Origin of the sequence: uncultured Microbacterium sp. (genome assembly GCF_964244775.1) — a bacterium.
GTDB lineage: Bacteria > Actinomycetota > Actinomycetes > Actinomycetales > Microbacteriaceae > Microbacterium.
Map to the genome: position 1 here is coordinate 135,586 of NZ_CAXTJR010000005.1, position 17,094 is coordinate 152,679.

General features: G+C 67.7%; 17 protein-coding genes. 8 read left to right on the plus strand and 9 right to left on the minus strand.

The genetic code is table 11. The features are described 5' to 3' along the window. Nucleotides 1-57: 57 nt before the first annotated feature. From ACFE6Z_RS10730 to ACFE6Z_RS10740, 3 genes are all read right to left on the minus strand, one after another. On the minus strand, nt 58-1,029 hold the full coding sequence (locus ACFE6Z_RS10730; RefSeq protein WP_375385682.1) for a carbohydrate ABC transporter permease: 972 nt from the start codon (nt 1,027-1,029) through the stop codon (nt 58-60). Beyond that, on the minus strand, nt 1,026-2,366 hold the full coding sequence (locus ACFE6Z_RS10735; protein WP_375385683.1) for a carbohydrate ABC transporter permease: 1,341 nt from the start codon (nt 2,364-2,366) through the stop codon (nt 1,026-1,028). The genes ACFE6Z_RS10730 and ACFE6Z_RS10735 overlap by 4 nt, the downstream gene beginning before the upstream one ends. Nucleotides 2,367-2,560: 194 nt before the next feature. Continuing rightward, the gene (locus ACFE6Z_RS10740; RefSeq protein WP_375385684.1) at nt 2,561-3,904 is read right to left on the minus strand and encodes an ABC transporter substrate-binding protein; all 1,344 of its coding nucleotides are present in this window, start codon (nt 3,902-3,904) and stop codon (nt 2,561-2,563) included. Nucleotides 3,905-4,206: 302 nt separating this feature from the next. Between ACFE6Z_RS10740 and ACFE6Z_RS10745 the strand changes: the two genes are divergently transcribed. Beyond that, the gene (locus ACFE6Z_RS10745) at nt 4,207-5,244 is read left to right on the plus strand and encodes a LacI family DNA-binding transcriptional regulator (RefSeq protein WP_375385685.1); all 1,038 of its coding nucleotides are present in this window, start codon (nt 4,207-4,209) and stop codon (nt 5,242-5,244) included. 113 nt (nt 5,245-5,357) lie between these two features. On the opposite strand, the gene rplL is transcribed toward ACFE6Z_RS10745, so the two are convergent. From rplL to ACFE6Z_RS10760, 3 genes are all read right to left on the minus strand, one after another. After that, nucleotides 5,358-5,744, minus strand: a complete 387-nt coding sequence (gene rplL / locus ACFE6Z_RS10750; RefSeq protein WP_375385686.1) for a 50S ribosomal protein L7/L12 — start codon at nt 5,742-5,744, stop codon at nt 5,358-5,360. Between the two features lie 51 nt (nt 5,745-5,795). Next, a complete protein-coding gene (rplJ, locus tag ACFE6Z_RS10755) occupies nt 5,796-6,311 on the minus strand; it encodes a 50S ribosomal protein L10 (RefSeq protein ID WP_375385687.1) in 516 nt (171 codons plus the stop codon). A gap of 378 nt (nt 6,312-6,689) precedes the next feature. Next, complete coding sequence (locus ACFE6Z_RS10760; protein WP_375385688.1) at nt 6,690-7,673, minus strand: hypothetical protein; 984 nt, start codon at nt 7,671-7,673, stop codon at nt 6,690-6,692. Between the two features lie 258 nt (nt 7,674-7,931). Between ACFE6Z_RS10760 and ACFE6Z_RS10765 the strand changes: the two genes are divergently transcribed. The 6 genes from ACFE6Z_RS10765 (at nt 7,932) to ACFE6Z_RS10790 (ending at nt 14,210) form a co-directional block, all read left to right on the plus strand. Then, nucleotides 7,932-8,639 (plus strand): YqaJ viral recombinase family protein, encoded by a 708-nt coding sequence (locus ACFE6Z_RS10765; protein ID WP_375385689.1) that lies wholly within the window; start codon nt 7,932-7,934, stop codon nt 8,637-8,639. A 175-nt stretch (nt 8,640-8,814) separates the two neighbouring features. After that, entirely contained in the window at nt 8,815-10,530 is a 1,716-nt protein-coding gene (locus ACFE6Z_RS10770; RefSeq protein ID WP_375385690.1) for an MDR family MFS transporter, read from the plus strand. 26 nt (nt 10,531-10,556) lie between these two features. Continuing rightward, nucleotides 10,557-11,057 carry a MarR family winged helix-turn-helix transcriptional regulator gene (locus ACFE6Z_RS10775; RefSeq protein ID WP_375385691.1) on the plus strand — a complete coding sequence of 167 codons (501 nt, stop codon included), beginning with the start codon at nt 10,557-10,559 and terminating at the stop codon, nt 11,055-11,057. Between the two features lie 117 nt (nt 11,058-11,174). Continuing rightward, nucleotides 11,175-12,206, plus strand: coding sequence for an NADP-dependent oxidoreductase (locus tag ACFE6Z_RS10780; protein ID WP_375385692.1), 1,032 nt, complete (start codon nt 11,175-11,177; stop codon nt 12,204-12,206). Between the two features lie 33 nt (nt 12,207-12,239). Next, nucleotides 12,240-12,932 (plus strand): DJ-1/PfpI family protein, encoded by a 693-nt coding sequence (locus tag ACFE6Z_RS10785; protein WP_375385693.1) that lies wholly within the window; start codon nt 12,240-12,242, stop codon nt 12,930-12,932. A gap of 3 nt (nt 12,933-12,935) precedes the next feature. Continuing rightward, on the plus strand, nt 12,936-14,210 hold the full coding sequence (locus ACFE6Z_RS10790) for an NAD(P)/FAD-dependent oxidoreductase (protein ID WP_375385694.1): 1,275 nt from the start codon (nt 12,936-12,938) through the stop codon (nt 14,208-14,210). Nucleotides 14,211-14,317: 107 nt separating this feature from the next. Here ACFE6Z_RS10790 and ACFE6Z_RS10795 read toward each other — a convergent pair whose 3' ends face one another. The 3 genes from ACFE6Z_RS10795 to ACFE6Z_RS10805 form a co-directional block, all read right to left on the minus strand. Beyond that, nucleotides 14,318-15,217, minus strand: coding sequence for a hypothetical protein (locus ACFE6Z_RS10795; RefSeq protein WP_375385695.1), 900 nt, complete (start codon nt 15,215-15,217; stop codon nt 14,318-14,320). Beyond that, complete coding sequence (locus tag ACFE6Z_RS10800; RefSeq protein WP_375385696.1) at nt 15,214-15,903, minus strand: hypothetical protein; 690 nt, start codon at nt 15,901-15,903, stop codon at nt 15,214-15,216. The genes ACFE6Z_RS10795 and ACFE6Z_RS10800 overlap by 4 nt, the downstream gene beginning before the upstream one ends. Before the next feature lie 190 nt (nt 15,904-16,093). Further along, nucleotides 16,094-16,360: a LysR family transcriptional regulator gene (locus ACFE6Z_RS10805; protein ID WP_375385697.1), complete on the minus strand. Its 267-nt coding sequence runs from the start codon at nt 16,358-16,360 to the stop codon at nt 16,094-16,096. Between the two features lie 70 nt (nt 16,361-16,430). Here ACFE6Z_RS10805 and ACFE6Z_RS10810 point away from each other — a divergent pair, with 70 nt between their 5' ends. After that, nucleotides 16,431-17,081: a LysE/ArgO family amino acid transporter gene (locus ACFE6Z_RS10810; protein WP_375385698.1), complete on the plus strand. Its 651-nt coding sequence runs from the start codon at nt 16,431-16,433 to the stop codon at nt 17,079-17,081. The last annotated feature ends 13 nt before the right edge of the window (nt 17,082-17,094 follow it).

Consider the following 17,094-nt stretch of genomic DNA (forward strand, 5'->3'; position numbering starts at 1 on the left):
CCCTAGGCGATGGCGGCTTCGGGTGACGGCATGGTTCGACCGCGATCTGACGGGACGCTACCCCTTCGTCGCTCCCGCGAGGAGGCCCCGGACGAAGAACCGCTGGAGGGCGAAGAAGACGATCAGCGGGACGAGGATCGACAGGAACGTACCGGCCGACTGGAGGTACCACTGGTTGCCCCACGTGCCCGAGAGCGAGTTGAGCGATTGCGTCATCGGGAGGGAGGACGAGGGCGCGAATATGGTCGCCACCAGCAGGTCGTTCCACACCCAGATGAACTGCAGCACCGCATAGGACGCGAGGGCCGGAGCCGCCAGGGGAAGGATCATCCGGAAGAAGATCTGGCCGTGGCCGGCACCGTCCACACGCGCAGCCTCGATGACCTCGCTCGGGATCTCGGCGATGAAGTTGTGCAGCAGGAAGACCGCGAGCGGGATCGCGAAGATCGTGTGAGCGATCCATACCGTCGCGAAGCTGTGGTCGACGTCGCGCAGATCGAAGCCGGGGAAGATCGTCACGCCGTTGACCGTGAGCCCCCTCGAGAACAGGCTCAGCAGCGGCACGAGGGCCATCTGCAGTGGAACGATCTGGAGCGCGAACACCGCGACGAACGCGATGTTCTTGCCCTTGAAGTCGATCCATGCAAACGCGTACGCCAGCAGTGACGCCACGGCGAGGGCGAAGAACACCACGGGGATCGTGATCGCCAGCGAGTTCAGGAACGACTCCCCCAGGGTCAGCGCCGTTCCGCCGGCGGTGAGGGCGGCCTGGTAGTTGCCGAGGGTGAAGTCGGGATTCGTGAACACCGTCCACCAGCCGGTGGTCTGCGAATCAGCACCGGGTCGGAAGGAGGTCACGAACAGGCCGAAGGTCGGGATCGTCCAGAGGAAGGCGATCGCGACGGCCGCGATCGTGGCGCCCTTCGACGTCAGGCGCTTCTGCGCCGTCGCCTCGTGCTTGCGGGTGTCGCGCGCGACCTGGCGCGCGGTGCGCTGGTCGAGGACAGGCTCGATTACCTCGATGGTCATCGCACTTCCCTCTGCTTCCTGATCTGGACGATGTTGAAGACGATGAGCGGGATCACGAAGACGAACAGCACGACCGCGAGGGCCGCGGAGTGCCCGTAGCTCTGGAACCGCTGCTGCTGGTTCACCATCTCGAAGGCCAGCACGGTGGTGTTCGCCCTGCCGCCGGTCATGACGGCGACGATGTCGTAGATCTTCAGCGCCCCGATGGCCACGGTGGTCACCACGACGACGATCGACGAGCGGATTCCGGGCACGGTCACGTTGATGAACCGCTGCCAGGCGTTCGTGCCGTCGAGTTCGGCGGCCTCCACCTGCTCCGACGGCACCGCCTTGATCGCGGCGGAGAGGATGACCATCGCCAGACCCGTCTGCGACCAGATGAACACGACCATCAGCAGCAGGCTGTTGATGAGCGGCTGGGCATCCAGCCACGAGACGGGCTGCCCGCCGAAAGCCACGACGATCGCGTTGAGGAGTCCGATCTGCTGGCCCTGGCGGTAGTCGTACATGAACTTCCAGATGATGCCGGCACCGACGAACGAGATCGCGAACGGCATGAAGATCAGGATCTTGAGGAACTTCTCACCGCGGGCGCGGTCGATGAACACGGCGTAGGCCAGGCCCACGGCCGTGGCGAAAGCCGGTGCGACCAGCACCCAGATGATCGTGTTGATGACCGACCAGAAACCTTCGGGGTTGGTGAACACCCATTGGTAGTTGTCGATGCCGACGAAGTTCGCACCGGTCTTGTCGAAGAACGACTGGATGAAGGTGGCGATCGCCGGGTAGATGAGGCCGATCAGCAGGAGTATCGCCGCGGGCGCCGAGAAGATGACGAGCTGGAACAGGTAGCCCGCACCCTGCTGCGACCGGTAGTCGGCGTAGAAGAGGATGGCCCCCAGCAGCACCGCGATCGCCAGCACGTAGATGACGGCGTTCTGGTACGGGCGCAGCAGCATGAACGCGATGATCGGGATAGCGAAGCACGCGATCAGTCGCAGCCAGAAGTAGCCACGGCCGTAGCGGGGGGCATACTCGATCAGGAGCAGGATCAGCCCGACGACGGCGCCGAACACGATCAGCACGACGGGGATCTGCACGATAGGGCCCATCGACCCGAGCCAGATGAAGAAGCTGTTCAGCGAGAAGCCGAGCGTCGTCGGCCTCGTCTCGGCCGCAGGCCGGGTGACCATGAACAGGAAGAGGGCGACGATCAGGATCGCCGCGATGGCCACGACGATCCGGGTGGTGCGCGGGTTGTTGGCCGCGCTTCGCGCGCGCTCCGTGTCGGCGGCCCTCTTCGGAGGGGCCTCCTGCGTGATTTTGGTGTCAGACATTAGTGCCCTTCCGAGTACGTCTATGGACTCCGGGACTGATCAGATTGCCCGTGTCCGCGCCTTTGCGCAATGCATACGAGCGAGGAGGCGACGGGGTGCCTCCGAATCGGGGGCCACTCGATGTCGCCCTGATAAGGCGATGCGAGCGACCCCGATTCTGCCGACCCGAAACGGGTCAGCGCCAGGGAGGACTGCTAGTTGGCGTAACCGGCCTGGATGTCGCTGAGCACGGTGGCCTGATCTTTACCGTCGATCCAGCTCACCATGCCCTTCCAGAACGAGCCCGACCCGACCGTTGCGGGCATCAGGTCCGACGCGTCGAAACGCACTGTGGTGCCCGCGTCCTGGAGCAGGGTCATCGCCTCGGTGAGGAACTTGCTCGATGCGAGCGACGGGTCGGCGTTCAGGTTGGCCGAGATGACGCCGCCGAGCTTGACGCGCGCATTCGCGAACTCGGGCGTGGACATGTACTCCAGAACCGCCTGGGTCGCCGCGTTGTCCGAGAATCCGGTGACGAACTCGCCACCGACCTCGATCGTGTTGGCGCCCTCCTTGACACCGGGGAGCACGAAGGCGTACACGTCACCGTCGGGTGCCACGGTCGGAGCGGCGCCCGCCGCCGTCTTGACCTCGAGGAAGTTCGAGGACAGGAAGGATGCCTGGTGGGTCAGCGCGCACGAGCCGTCGGCGACCTTGGCCGCCACGTCACCGAATGCCGTCGAGTTGATGCTCTTGACATCGCCGAAACCGGCGTTGACGTAGCTGGGGTTGAGCAGGATGTCGCCGACCGAGGTGAACGCATCCGCGATCTGCGGGTCGGTGAACTTCACGTCGCCCGCGACCCACTGGTCGTAGACGTCCGCGCCCGACTGACGCAGGACGAGGTCCTCGATCCAGTCGGTGCCCGGCCACCCCGACGCGTCACCCGACGCGAAGCCGGCGCACCAGGGTGCGGTTCCGGTCTTCTCCTGGATCGTCTTGGTGAGGGCCAGCAGTTCGTCGTACGTCTTCGGGACTTCGACGCCCCACGCCTTGAACGACGCCGGCGAGTACCAGACGTAGCCCTTGATGTTGGCGAGCATCGGTGCGGCGTAGAACTTGCCGTCGATCGTGCCGTAGGTCTTCCAATCGGGCGACCAGTTCTTGTCGACGTTGTCGACGACGCCCGCGGGCGCCTCCTTCACGTCACCGGTCGCGACCAGCGATGCCAGCAGACCGGGCTGCGGCACGATAGCGATGTCGGGAGCGGAGCCACCGGTCACTTTGGTGACGATGTTGCCCTCGAAGCTCTTGTCGCCCGTGTACTCGACGGTGACGCCGGTGTCGGCGGTGAACTGGTCGAACGACGCGTTCAACGCATCCGCTTCGGCACCCGTGATGCCACCCGAGATCTTGACGGTCTGACCCGAGATCGAGTCCGACGAGCTGTCGCCGCTCGAACCGCCCTCGGCACACCCTGCCAGGGTCAGCGCGGCGATCGCCGCGAAGCCGATACCGACGATTGCGCGGCGGCGCAATGATGATCGCATTCCATTCATTACTTCTCCTCATTGAGTCTCGCGTGCTCTGCAGGATCTGCACGGTCCGCATGATCTGCATGGGCAAGCTCGGGAAGGGAACCCGTATCGGCTCTTAGGGAACCGATTCCATATCGACGCTAAGCGATCCGGACGGCCGCCGCAAGGCGTCTGCATCACAACTCCATAACCTCCCTTCAGAAAGGTGTTCTCCGATCGTGCGACACTCCCGGGGCGCATGGAATCGATTCCATTTTTCGCGGGATATGGCTACTCTCGGTAGTGGCCGCGAGTCCGCGCCGCCCAATGCGGGGAGGAGCACTGTGAGCGGGATCTCGGACGTTGCGCGCCTCGCCGGCGTCTCCAAGGCGACAGCGAGTCGCGCGCTCACCGGCAACGGGTACGTCTCGGCCGACACCCGGGCGAAAGTGCAGGACGCCGCGCGCGCACTCGATTACGTCGCCTCGTCCAATGCGGCAGGCCTCGTCACCGGACGCACGCGCAACATCGGCGTCATCATGCCGTCCGTCACGCGGTGGTTCCTCGCCGAAGTGCTCGAAGGGATCCAGGATGCTCTGCTGGACCACGGTCTGGACCTGACGCTCTACGACTCGCGCCCCGGCACGACAGGCAGAGCGCGGATCTTCGACGATTTCCTGGCCCGCAAGCGGTTCGACGGCCTGATCGCCGTCGGGCTCGAGCCTCAGGACAGAGAGATCGAACGTCTGCGGGCCATCGACCGCCCGATGATCAGTGTCGTCGGCGACGCGAACGATCCGGGGACGATCTCGATCGATGATCGCGACGCCGGGCGCCGCGCCACCGAGCACCTCATCGGCCTCGGTCACCGCCGCATCGCCTTCATCGGCGGCACTGAGCCGCATTGGGCGCACTGGGATCGCCGCCGGCTCGACGGCTACCTGTCCGCGATGGCGGATGCGGGCCTGGCGGAGTACGCCAGGCACATCGAGTCCGACATCACGCTCCCCGGCGGGTACGCCGCATCCGTCGATTTCCTGGGTGACAAGAAGCGCCGCCCCACCGGCCTCGTGTGCGCGTGCGACGAGGTCGCGATCGGTGCGATCATCGCCGCGCGGCGGCTCGGCATCCACGTCCCCAGCGATCTGAGCGTCGTGGGCATCGATGACCACGAATTCGCCGACGTGTTCTCGCTGACGACGCTCGCTCAGCTCCCGCGCGAACAGGGCATGACCGCTGTGGAACTGCTCCTGCAGCGCATCGCCGACCCGAGTGCTCCGCTGCAGAGCCGGGCACTCCCGGCCCGCCTGGTCGTGCGCAGTTCGACGGGCCCGGTGGATCGCGCGTCATCCGCGATCGTGGCGGGCACCCGGCCGCGCTGACCCGCCCGGCCGTGCCGATCCGCCCGGACAGCAGAAGACCCGGATGCCGAGGCATCCGGGTCTTCTGGAACTCAGAGAGCCGGAACTCCGTGAGGTGTCTTGCTTGAAAGGCCCTACTTGACCGTGACGGTCGCGCCGGCCTCTTCGAGAGCGGCCTTGCCCTTGTCGGCCGCCTCCTTGGAGACACCCTCCAGGACAGCCTTGGGGGCACCGTCGACGACGGCCTTGGCCTCGCCGAGGCCGAGCGAGGTGAGCTCGCGGACGACCTTGATGACCTGGATCTTCTTCTCGCCGGCAGCCTCGAGCACGACGTCGAACGCCGTCTGCTCCTCGACCTCTTCGACCGGAGCGGCGCCCGCAGCGGCGGGGCCGGCAACGGCGACCGGAGCGGCGGCGGTGACCTCGAAGGTCTCCTCGAACTTCTTGACGAACTCGCTGAGCTCGATGAGCGTGAGCTCCTTGAAGGCGTCGAGAAGCTCGTCAGTGGTGAGCTTTGCCATGATGTTTCTCCTTGTTGGGTATTCGAATCAACCGCAGTGCCCGGCGGGAGCCTAGGCTGCGGACTCCTGCTTCTCACGCAGCGCGTCGACCGTGCGAACGGCCTTCGACAGCGGTGCGTTGAACAGATATGCGGCGCCGAACAGCGAGGCCTTCATCGCGCCGGCGAGCTTCGCCAGCAGGACTTCACGGCTCTCGAGGTCAGCGAGCTTGTTTACCTCATCCGCGCTCAGGGGGGCACCGTCGAAGTAGCCGCCCTTGATCACGAGAAGAGGGTGTGCCTTGGCGAAGGCACGCAGGCCCTTCGCGACGGCGACAGGATCGCCGTGCACGAACGCGATGGCCGAAGGACCCTTGAGGTCTTCGTCCAGCGCCGAGATCCCCGCGTTGTTCGCGGCGATCTTGGTCAGCGTGTTCTTCACCACGGCGTATTCCGCGTCCTGACGGATGTCGTTGCGAAGCTGCTTGAGCTCCGCAACCGTCAGACCGCGGTACTCGGTCAGCAGAACGGCGGTCGAGTCCTCGAAGTTCTTCGTGAGCTCGGCGACCGATGCATCCTTCTGCGCCATGGCCACTCCTTGTGTGTACGAGACGCTCCGCAGTGGCGGGGCGTCGGCCTCAGCATCCGGTCCTGTCTGCAGGCAACAAAAAAGCTCCGGCGCAAGCGCACGGAGCTAGATCTCGGAGAGACTCATTCGTACACCTGCGCGGGCCCCTGTGTTGCAGAGCTTCGATCGTCATGCACTCGCGCGCACTCCGATGACCGGCGGTCTTTGGCTACCCACCAGAGTACGGGATGCCGCGCCCCCGGCCAAATCCGCGCGTCCGCCGTCTCTTTCCCAGGCCGCGCGCCGAGTGCACGGGTGGGCGCCGAGCGCACGGCTTTGCGCCCGTCCACAGCCCGTGCAGTGGGCGGCAACCCGTGCGCTCGGCGGGAAGGGGGGGCTTCAGCGGGGCGGACGAATAGAGAAGGAGGCCAGGTGCGCGCCGAGCTTCTCGGGCGTGCGGATGTGTTCGTCCCCCCACCGTGCGAACCGCCAGTGCGTGGTGCCTCGAATCCAGTCCTCGCGCTGCTTCTCCTCAAGGAGAACCTGCTCGAGGGTCAGTCCGCGCCGCATCGCCTCATCGAGGTATTTGCCCTTCCCGTCGAACTCGCCGAACGTCCGCACGTCATCCAATCCGAAGTCCACGAAATAGCGCTTGCGCCCCGGACCTTCGACACGAACCTGGAGTCTCGGCATCCCGAATCCGAGTCGTACCAGCTGGAGGCGGCTCACGCTCTCGCCGGGCAGCTGTGCCCGGCCGTTTGCGAAGGCCGCGACCCAGCGAGCCTGCCGCACACCGCGAGCGCCGGAGACGCCGAGCAGGCGCGCGTTCATCGCGCGCCGCCACCAGGCCACGGCATCCTCATCCCATACGCGACCGCGCAGTCCGATCAGTCGCTCGCCCGCGTCGGCGCACGCCACGGAGGCCTCGGCCCCCAGCGTTCGGATCTCGTCGAACACCGTACGCTCGAGCGTCGTGCAGCGGATTCCGTGCCGGATCACGACGTCCTCCCGAGGGAGGGGCGCGAGGTGCCTCATGACATCGCGGCCGCTCGAGATGCGCCCCGGGCTGGCCAGCGTCATATGAACGTGCGCCGGCGAGTGGCGATACAGCGGCAGATCCCACAGGACGCCCGCCGACGCGTGCGAGACGACGCCGGCCCCGGTCGCGTCTCTGGCAACGGCGATCACGTGGGCGAGATGGCGACCCTCCGGCCATAGCGCCGCGTGCTCGTCGGCAGCCATGTACCAGCCACGCCGCACGACGCTCAGCGTTTTGCGTGCAACGGCTGAGGCGATCCCGCGCTCGGTCCACCCTGTATCCAGGAGCGCAGTGCGCGAACGGATCAGTGGGCTGAGGTCGGCGACCGTCGCGTGTCGAGCCATGCTCCAGCATCGGCAGCTCCCGCCTCCCGCGGACGCCGCGTCGTGCCCGATGTGCACAACGGACGTCCGCGCTGCGTTGGGGAGGACTCGCGAATCTCGCCGAGTGCACGGCCTACCGTCGACCGCACGACGTAGCGACTGCGTCCAGCCCGTGCACTGGGCGCCAAGCCGTGCACTCGGCGAACCGGCGGGGGCGGGGCGGGGCGGGGGGCGAGTGTCGCGGAGGCTGATGTCGCGATGCGGGGTTAGCCTCGAACGGTGACCCCCGAACTCGCCGCCCGCATCGTCGCGGACTCGCGCGACCGGGTGGCGTGGACGCGGGCGCGCTCGCGCGGGATCACCGCGACGGATGTCGCATCCTTGACCTCCGAGAACGCGATCGCCCGCGCGGCCGACGCGAAGCTCATGGGCAGCGGCTTCTCGGGCAACGCCTACACCGACCACGGCAGGCGCCGTGAGCCCGAGATCGCCTCGTGGGTCGCGGCGACCCACGGCATCCTGCCCTCCAGCGCCCTGTTCCACGCCGTGATCGAAAAGCGCCACCTCGCCACCCCCGACGGCATCGTGGTCGACGCGGCGGGGCACGTCACGCTCTGCGAGATCAAGACGACCAAGAAGGCGTGGCGCAGCATCCCCCGTTCCTATCTGCGGCAGGTGTGGTGGCAGCAGCACGTCATCGGCGCCGAGCGCACGCTCGTCGCATGGGAGGAGCACGACGCGTTCGTGCCTGTCGGCGACGAGCCGCGATGCGCGTGGGTCGAGCGCGACGAGGTCGAGATCGCCCGGCTGGTGGCCCTGGCCACCGCGCTCATCGACGAGCTGCACCGCCGCACGACGCGGACTCCCACCCCAGCCGGCACCGTGACACGCGAAGAACTGGCACGCGAAGAAGAAGCACAACAGCAGCGGATGCCGCGGCTCGTCGCCGCGCGTCAACCCTTCCGCGCTCTGGCCCTCGCTGACTGACCGCTCGCGACTGATCCCTCGCCGACCGACCGCGCACCTGTCGGCGCCGCGCTCGCCTGCCCTCTTGGTTGACACACGTCAACGATCTGGATATAGTTGACCTTCGTCAACCACAGCGCCATCGACGTCGCACAGCATCCGGGCCATGCGCCCTCCGTTTGAGAAAGCCGTTCCCATGGCCACCACTTCCGCAACGCCTCCGGGCCTCGCCGAGACGCCGAAGATGTCGCACCGCCAGGTGCTGACCTCGCTCTCGGGACTCCTCCTCGGCATGTTCGTGTCGATGCTCGCATCGACCGTCGTTTCGACCTCACTCCCGGTCATCATCCACGACCTCAACGGCAACCAGACCGCATTCACGTGGGTGGTCACCGCAACCCTCCTGACGACGGCGATCTCGACGCCGATCTGGGGCAAGCTCGCCGACCTCTTCAACCGCAAGCTGCTGTTCCAGCTCGCCATCGTCATCTTCGTGCTCGCCACCGCCGCTGCCGGCTTCTCGCAGGACACGACCACCCTCGTCGCCTTCCGCGCGGTCCAGGGCATCGGCGCAGGAGGGCTTGCCGCCCTCAGCCAGGTGCTGATGGCTGACATCATCAGCCCGCGCGAGCGCGGACGCTACATGGGCCTGTTCGGCGCCGTGATGGCCGTCGCCACCGTCGGCGGACCGCTCCTGGGCGGCGTGATCACCGACACGTTCGGATGGCGCTGGAACTTCTACGTCGCCCTGCCGTTCGCGATCGCCGCGCTCGTCATCATCCAGCGGACCCTGCACGTTCCCAGCCGCGCTAAGCGCAAGGTGAGCATCGACTACCTCGGCATCGTGCTGCTCTCAGTCGCCGTCTCGCTCCTGCTGATCTGGGTCAGCCTCGCAGGCGACAGCTTCGAGTGGTTGAGCACCCCGACGATCCTCATGGTCGGCGGCGCCATCCTCGCGACGATCCTGTTCATCGTCGTCGAGATGCGCTCCAAGGAGCCGCTCATCCCCCTCTCGATGTTCCGCAACCTCACCTTCACGCTGGCCGTCATCGCCTCGATCGCGACCGGGATCGCGATGTTCGGCGCATCCGTGTTCCTCAGCCAGTTCATGCAGCTCGCACGCGGCGCGACCCCGACCGAGGCGGGCCTCATGACCATCCCGATGATCGCCGGGCTGCTCCTCGCCTCGATCGGCGTCGGCGCCCTCATCACCCGATTCGGAAAGTGGAAGCCGTTCCTCATCGTGGGTGGCGTGTTCCTCATCGCCGGCTCGTACCTCCTGTCGACGATCCACTACGACACCAACTTCGCGCTCGTCTCGGTGTACATGTTCATCCTGGGCGCGGGAGTCGGCATGACCATGCAGAACCTGGTGCTCATCGTCCAGAACACGACCGCGCCGTCCATGATCGGCGTCGCGAGCTCGGGTGTGACGTTCTTCCGGAGTCTCGGCGGCACGATCGGCGTCTCGGTCATGGGAGCCGCGCTCGCGAGCACGGTCACGAACCTCGTCACCGAGCGGACGAACGACATCGGTGCTGCGCTGGCATCCCTGGGCGACCAGGCCCAGACCTGGGTAGCTCAGCTCCAGTCCGGTACCATCCCCCAGGTCTCGGCCATGCCCCCCGCACTCCGCGTCGTGTTCGAAGACATCTACGCCCAGGGCATCTCGCACTCGTTCCTCATCGTGGTGCCCTTCGCGATCATGAGCCTCATCGCTATCGTGTTCCTGCCGAACAAGCCGCTCACGCGGATGACGACCCGCGAGCGGCTGCAGGCTGCAGAGGCCGACCTCGCGACAGTGTCTGTGCCCGAGGGCATGGAGACTCTCGCCCCGAGCCGCAGTGTTGCCGCGGTGACGGGCCAGGAGCGAGCGGATGCCTCGGCCGAGGCGCACACGATCGACCGCTAGTGTCGATCGGGACGCCGGAGACCACGATGCCTGAGACCACGATGCCCGAGACGATGCCCGAGACCACGCCCGTCGGGGACGACACCCGAGAGGCGCGCACCCAGGCGGTGCGCGCCCTCGAGGCCGAGTTCGGCGAGCTGCTCAATCGCGTGCGTCGCGTCATCTCGGCCAATGCCAATCGGGTGAGCCCGGGCATGCTCCCGGGCGCATACAAGGTCTTCACGACGATCGTCAACCGCGAGAGCATCACCCAGTCCGCTCTGGTCGAGACGCTGATGGCCGACAAGGGTCAGATCAGCCGTACCGTGCGCGAGCTCGAGCAGATGGCACTGATCGAGCGCACACCCGACCCGGCGGACGGGCGATCCAGCATCCTGTCGGCGACTCCGCTCGGACTCGAGCGTCTCGCCGCGGCACGCGAGCCGCAGGCGGACAGCCTGCTCAGGGCGCTGGATGACTGGGAGGTCGGCGATATCCGCAACCTCACCAGGCTTCTGCACGCCCTCACGGATGGCACCACCCCCTGAGGCTTTGCCGCACGGTAGCACCCGCGTAACACCGACGAGACAATGGACCTGTTGACTTGGGGTCATCCAAGGCACCAGTGCTGCCGACGCCGACACGCACGCGAGAGGGAGCGACCGATGAGATTCCGGCCGCCGCGACCAGCATCCATCCGAGGGGCCGATCCCGTAGTGATGGCGGAGCCGCCGGAGATGATGCGCGCCGCCGTCATCGATGCCGCCGGCGACCCGACCGCGCTGCACATCGCCGATCTCCCGGTCCCCTCCGCCGTGCTCAGCGAGCTGCTCGTGCGGATCGTCGCCGCCGGGGTCAACCCCATCGACGCCAAGACGCGGGGCGGTGCCGGAGTGTCGGGTGCGATCGGAGAGCTCCCCCAGGCGCTGGGGTTCGATTTCAGCGGGGTCGTCGTCAAGGCCCCCTACGAGTCGCACCCGTTTCAGCCGGGCACGCCGGTGTTCGGCATGGTGCCCTTCCCGCGCTCGGGCGGCAGCTACGCCGAATACGCCGTCGTTCCCTCGCTCAGCATTGCGCGCAAGCCCGCGGCGCTCTCACACGTCGAAGCCGCCGGGGTTCCGCTCGCGGCGCTGACCGCATGGGGTCTGGTCGTCGAGACGGCGCACGCCCACGAAGGACAGCGGATGCTGATCCATGCCGGAAGCGGCGGTGTCGGCCATTTCGCCGTGCAGTTCGCCGCCTACTTCGGCGCCCACGTGACGGCGACCGGATCGGCGCACAATGCGTCGTGGCTGCGTGAACTCGGAGCATCCGTCGTCATCGACTACACGACCAGCCGCTTCGAGGAAGTCGTGTCGGAGGTCGATGTCGTCATCGACCTGGTCGGAAACACGATCGATCGGACGGGTGAACGCTCGCTGAGCGTGCTGCGCCGCGGCGGCCTGATGATCGTCGTGCCGTCCGGATCATGGCCGGGGTACGCCGATGCCGCGCGCGCGGCCGAAGTCCGGGCGACGAGCTACAAAGTGATCCCCGACGGCGGGGCGCTGGCCACGATCGGCCGGCTGCTGGATTCGGGTGCCGTGCAGGTCTACATCGACAAGGTGTTCCCGCTCGCCGACGCCGCCGCCGCGCACGCCGCACTCGAGGAGGGTCACACCCGCGGCAAGATCGTGCTCCGCGTCAGCGACGACTGATCTTCGGGCAGCGCGCTGCGAGAGAATCGGATGGTGAGTACGCCACTGCGATTTGTCGCCATGCTCTTTCCGCACGTCACTCAACTCGATCTGACCGGTCCGGTTCAGGTGTTCTCGAAGCTGCCTGATGCCACCGTCGACCTCGTGTGGCACCGGCGCGAGCCCGTGGAAACCGATGCGGGATTCTCGATACTGCCCACGACGACATTCGCGGAAGCTCCTCAGGCCGACGTCCTCATGGTTCCCGGTGGCCAAGGCGCATTCGAGCTGATGGACGACCCGATAGCGCTGGATTTCATCCGGCACCAGGCGCAGGGCGCTCGCTACGTGACGAGTGTCTGCACAGGGGCTTTCGCACTCGGTGCTGCCGGACTGCTCGACGGTCGCCGGGCCACCACTCATTGGGCGTCGCATCCACTGCTCGCAATGTTCGGGGCGGTACCGGAGCACGCCCGAGTCGTCCGCGACGGCAACGTGATCACCGCCGGCGGGGTGACCAGCGGAATCGACTTCGCGCTCACCCTCGCGGCGGAGATATACGGCGACCAGACGGCCCGTTCCGTGCAGCTCACGCTGGAGTACGACCCCCACCCGCCGTTCGACGCGGGGTCCCCCGCCCGTCCCGAAGCCGACCAGGAACAGGTCGCGCGCATGATCCACGACGCGGAAGGTGCCAGAGGGCCTCTGGTCGCACGCGCCGTCGCACGCCTGAGAGGCGGCATGTAGCGGATGGAGACGCACGACACGATCGTCATCGGCGCGGGCCTCGCGGGGCTGCGCAGCGCTGCGCGGTTGGCTGAAGCGGGTCGGGACGTGGTCGTGCTCGAGGCCGAGAGCGTCGTCGGCGGACGCCAGCGTACCGACGCGGTCGACGGCTTCCTCTTGGATCGCGGGTTCCAGATCCTCAATCCCGCCTATCCCGCGGTGAAACGCTGGGTGGATGTGGGGGCGCTGGGGTTGCAGCGTTTTCCCGTCGGCGTCCGGGTGCGACGCGAAAGCGGGTCGGTGGAACTCACCCATCCGCTGAGACATCCCGCCGGCATTCCCGCCTCGCTGGGTAGCGCGCTGATCACGCCGAAAGATCTCGCCGCGCTCGTAAGGTGGCTGGCGCCGGTACTGCTGCGTCCTCGCTCGGTCATCGCCGGCAGCGATCGCACCGTGCGGGCGGAATGGGACCGAATCGGTCTGCGCGGCCCGCTTCGCACGCAGGTTCTCGAGCCCTTCCTCGCCGGGGTCCTCGGTGAAGACGACGGCACCTCGTCGGACGCGTTCACGCGTCTGCTCATGCGGATGTTCGCCCTCGGCTCGCCCGGCCTCCCCGCGGACGGGATCGGTGCGCTACCCGCCCAGCTGGCGCGCGGCGCGGCGGGCGCGGGTGCCGACATCCGCCTCGATGCGCGGGTGCGCAGAATTCGTACCGGCGCGGACGGTGCCGAGGTCGATGTCGCGGGGGCGGAAACGCTGCGCGCGCGGTCGGTCGTCGTCGCCGTCGGGCCCGGCGCAGTGGGCGACCTGCTCGATGTCCGCGCCCCGGCGACGAGAGGGCTGCAGACGTGGTGGTTCGGCGCCGACGCGCCGCCGACAGCATCCGCTCTCCTCGCCGTCGACGGGCGCCGTCGCGGACCGGTGGTCAACACCGTCGTCATTTCGAACGCCGCTCCGTCGTATGCCCCTCGGGGTCGCCACCTGGTGGCCGCGACATGTTTGCTGCCGAAGGGCGCTCGAGCGGATGCCGGAGGCCCGGCGCGCGAGGGCGAGGTTCGCCGCCAGCTCGCCGAGGTCTGGGACGCCGACTCCGCAGGGTGGGAGCTCCTGCGTCGCGACGACATCCCCGACGCGCTGCCGACCCAGCCCGCGCCGCTGCGCACCACCAGCCCCGCGCACCTCGGCGGCGGCCTCTACGTCGCCGGCGACTATCGCGACACCGCATCGATCCAGGGGGCGCTCGTGTCGGGGGAACGCGCGGCCCGCGCGATGCTCCGCACGGCCAACGGCGGCCGATGACGCACCGGCTCAGCCGGCCACGTCGCCGCCGGGCGTCGGTCCTGTAGCGACGGGGCGGCCGGGTGTGTTCGACCATTGGCTCCACGAGCCGGGGAACACGGCGACATCTACGCCCGCGATCGCGCCCGCGAGCGCGAGGTGCGCAGCGGTGAGCCCCGAGCCGCAATAGGCGGCGACGGGTGCATGATCTGTGACTCCGGCACGGGCGAGGGCTTCGCGGATCGCCCGATGACCGCGTTCACCGACGCACGCTGGCCCGCCGGCGGCATCTCGACTCGGTTCCAGGCCACCCGTGGGTCGGCAATCCCCTCCCGCACCTCACGGACCATCAGATTCTGCAATCGCGCCATCAAGGCCGCATCCTCCACTGACTCGGCGGCCCCGTCGCTCTCGATGCGGATGCGAGTGGGCAGCTCACCCGTCGACAGCGGTGCCCGTCGGTATTCGTGTGTCGCTGACGTGCCACCCCAGCGCGAGCGCTTGATTCGAGGTGCGGCGGTGTGGACCAGTAGGAGGGGCCCCTCGTCGTCTTCAATGATGAACGCGATTCGCCCCTCGACTCGGACGGTGCGGCGAGCGCCGCCGGGCTGCAAGACAGTGAGGTCGGCGTCGGCGAGCCACGCTTCCGCATCGTTCGGGCTCGGCCACGCGCCGGAGGCACGCAGCCACAGCCCGTGCGATGTCGTGCCTGCGGCCGCACTCGGGCCGAGGTCGCCGAATCGGGTCAGCGAGCCGTCGAGGCCGACGTGTACGGCGGCCGCCCTCCCCGGAGCGGTGTGCTCGTCTTGCGCCTCTCTCGGCCGGTAGCACACCCACGCGCCTGTGGGCGCGCGAAGCACCGTCACGGTCGGCGCCCGCAGCCCCACGTCGAGGTCGGGCCACGAGACCACCCGAGTCGCGGATGTCGCATCGCGCACGATCGCGACAGGATGCTGGTCACTCACCTGGATCACCGCTCCGGCGACATCGATCTCGCGCCAGAGATCGCGCCTCTCCCCCACAGTCACGCGGGCAGGCGATCGCTGGTGGAGCATTCGCGCACGGCGAGCGCGATCCGCACGTACGGCAGGTGATCGCGCGCGATCACCACGGTTGTCACGACATCTGGCGCCAGCCGAGCGCCGATCGCGTAGACGAACGGGTCGGTGTCGATCTCGGATGCCGCGACCTCTGCACCGTCGACTTCGAGCGTCACCGCCGAGTTGACCGCCGACGGCGAGATCTGCCAGGCGAGGTCGGAGTGGGGTCCCCGTGGCAGGCCGAGTTCTTCGCGGAATTGGTTCCTCAGCACGTGGTCGGCGTGGTCGACGAGCTGCTGCGCGAGCGGGCTGTGCTCCGCCTCATCGCGATGCCACGAGGTGCGCACCGCCTCCCAGAGCATCGGATACCGGAACCGCTGTGCACCCTCGATCAACCAGGCGGGTCGCTCCCACGGCGGCTCGAAATCGAGCGATTCACGGGTCTGCTCGTCGAGCTCGGCGAGATTCACCGGATCATCGTGATCGGCGGGGTTTCGCCACAGGGTGTACGTGATCGACACCGACATCTGCGACCGGCCCTGCGCATCCTTGACTTCCACGATCGCGAAGCTGTCGTGATCTTCGACCGTCGGCTGCGGCACGAGCCCCATGAGCGGAAACGCGAGAACCTGCAGCAGCTCGCGGTGCGCATCGCGCGGGTCGGGCGGGGGCATCGGGCGGCAGGACTCCGGCGATGTGCATGCTTCGAGCGTCGATGATTCGCCGTGTTCTCGCAAGAGTCGGCTGCGGACTCACTACCTAGAATCGCGGGATGGATCGGTTCGAGGTCATCGTTCAGGGTGAACTGTCCGAATCAGCGAACGAGCGCAGCCAGGCGGAGCCATGAGTTACGACTTCGACCCGTCAGCCGACTGGAAACGCGACTGCAGCCCCCACCCGAGGCCCCGCAGCACCGCGGCTCCGCCCGAGGGCGCTCACCCGGCATCCGGCCACCGTCGGTCTTGCCGGCTTCGCGCGCACCAGCAGGACTCTCCCCAGCAGTTCCTCGAGAGTCTTTATGCGCTGACTCACCGCCGAGGGAGTGATGTGCAGGCGCCGGGCCGCAGCATCCAGGCTCCCCTCGTCGATGACGGTCGCGAGAGTCTCGGCGAGGTCGAACGGAATACGCACATTAGGCAGACGAACGTCTGCGTAGCTTCTTTAGCTGCACTCAACCTCGTTCGGTTCGTAACCTGGTCTCATGCTCGCTCCCCTGCTCGCCGGCTTCAGCCTGGGGCTGTCGCTCATCGTCGCGATCGGCGCGCAGAATCTCTTCGTGCTGCGGCAGGGCATCCGCCGCGACCACGTCGTGATCGTCGCGGCCATCTGTGCGGTGTCGGATGCTGTCCTCATCGCCCTCGGAGTCTCAGGGATCGGCCTGGTGCTGCACGCCGTGCCGTGGCTCATCGACGTGGTGCGCTGGCTGGGCGCGGCGTTCCTGCTCGCGTACGGCCTCCTTGCCGCCCGCCGCGCATGGCGTCCGAACGGCCAGGCGCTCGAGTACGCCGAGGCGGAGGGACCTGCCCCCGCGGTCGGCGGCGCCGCCCCGACGACGACCGCCACCCGCGTGCTCCCGGTCGTCCTCACGTGCCTCGCGCTGACCTGGCTGAATCCGCACGTCTATCTCGACACCGTCTTCCTTCTCGGGTCGGTGGCCAGCACGCACGGCGATGCACGCTGGATCTTCGCGGCAGGGGCCATGCTCGCCAGCATCCTGTGGTTCTTCGGTCTCGCGTTCGGCGCGCGCCACCTGGGGCGATGGCTGTCGACCCCGCGGGCGTGGCGGATGCTCGACGGCATCATCGCGGTCGTCATGATCGGGATCGCGATCAGCCTCGTGCTCCCCCACTGACCATCGGTCCGTC

What these genes read in the sequence shown, in the direction of transcription:
- ACFE6Z_RS10730 (WP_375385682.1), bottom strand. Translation starts at nt 1,029, where the DNA reads ATGACCATCGAGGTAATCGAGCCTGTCCTCGACCAGCGCACCGCGCGC.
- ACFE6Z_RS10735 (WP_375385683.1), bottom strand. Translation starts at nt 2,366, where the DNA reads ATGTCTGACACCAAAATCACGCAGGAGGCCCCTCCGAAGAGGGCCGCC.
- ACFE6Z_RS10740 (WP_375385684.1), bottom strand. Translation starts at nt 3,904, where the DNA reads ATGAATGGAATGCGATCATCATTGCGCCGCCGCGCAATCGTCGGTATC.
- rplL (WP_375385686.1), bottom strand. Translation starts at nt 5,744, where the DNA reads ATGGCAAAGCTCACCACTGACGAGCTTCTCGACGCCTTCAAGGAGCTC.
- rplJ (WP_375385687.1), bottom strand. Translation starts at nt 6,311, where the DNA reads ATGGCGCAGAAGGATGCATCGGTCGCCGAGCTCACGAAGAACTTCGAG.
- ACFE6Z_RS10760 (WP_375385688.1), bottom strand. Translation starts at nt 7,673, where the DNA reads ATGGCTCGACACGCGACGGTCGCCGACCTCAGCCCACTGATCCGTTCG.
- ACFE6Z_RS10770 (WP_375385690.1), top strand. Translation starts at nt 8,815, where the DNA reads ATGGCCACCACTTCCGCAACGCCTCCGGGCCTCGCCGAGACGCCGAAG.
- ACFE6Z_RS10775 (WP_375385691.1), top strand. Translation starts at nt 10,557, where the DNA reads ATGCCTGAGACCACGATGCCCGAGACGATGCCCGAGACCACGCCCGTC.
- ACFE6Z_RS10780 (WP_375385692.1), top strand. Translation starts at nt 11,175, where the DNA reads ATGAGATTCCGGCCGCCGCGACCAGCATCCATCCGAGGGGCCGATCCC.
- ACFE6Z_RS10790 (WP_375385694.1), top strand. Translation starts at nt 12,936, where the DNA reads ATGGAGACGCACGACACGATCGTCATCGGCGCGGGCCTCGCGGGGCTG.
- ACFE6Z_RS10800 (WP_375385696.1), bottom strand. Translation starts at nt 15,903, where the DNA reads ATGCCCCCGCCCGACCCGCGCGATGCGCACCGCGAGCTGCTGCAGGTT.
- ACFE6Z_RS10810 (WP_375385698.1), top strand. Translation starts at nt 16,431, where the DNA reads ATGCTCGCTCCCCTGCTCGCCGGCTTCAGCCTGGGGCTGTCGCTCATC.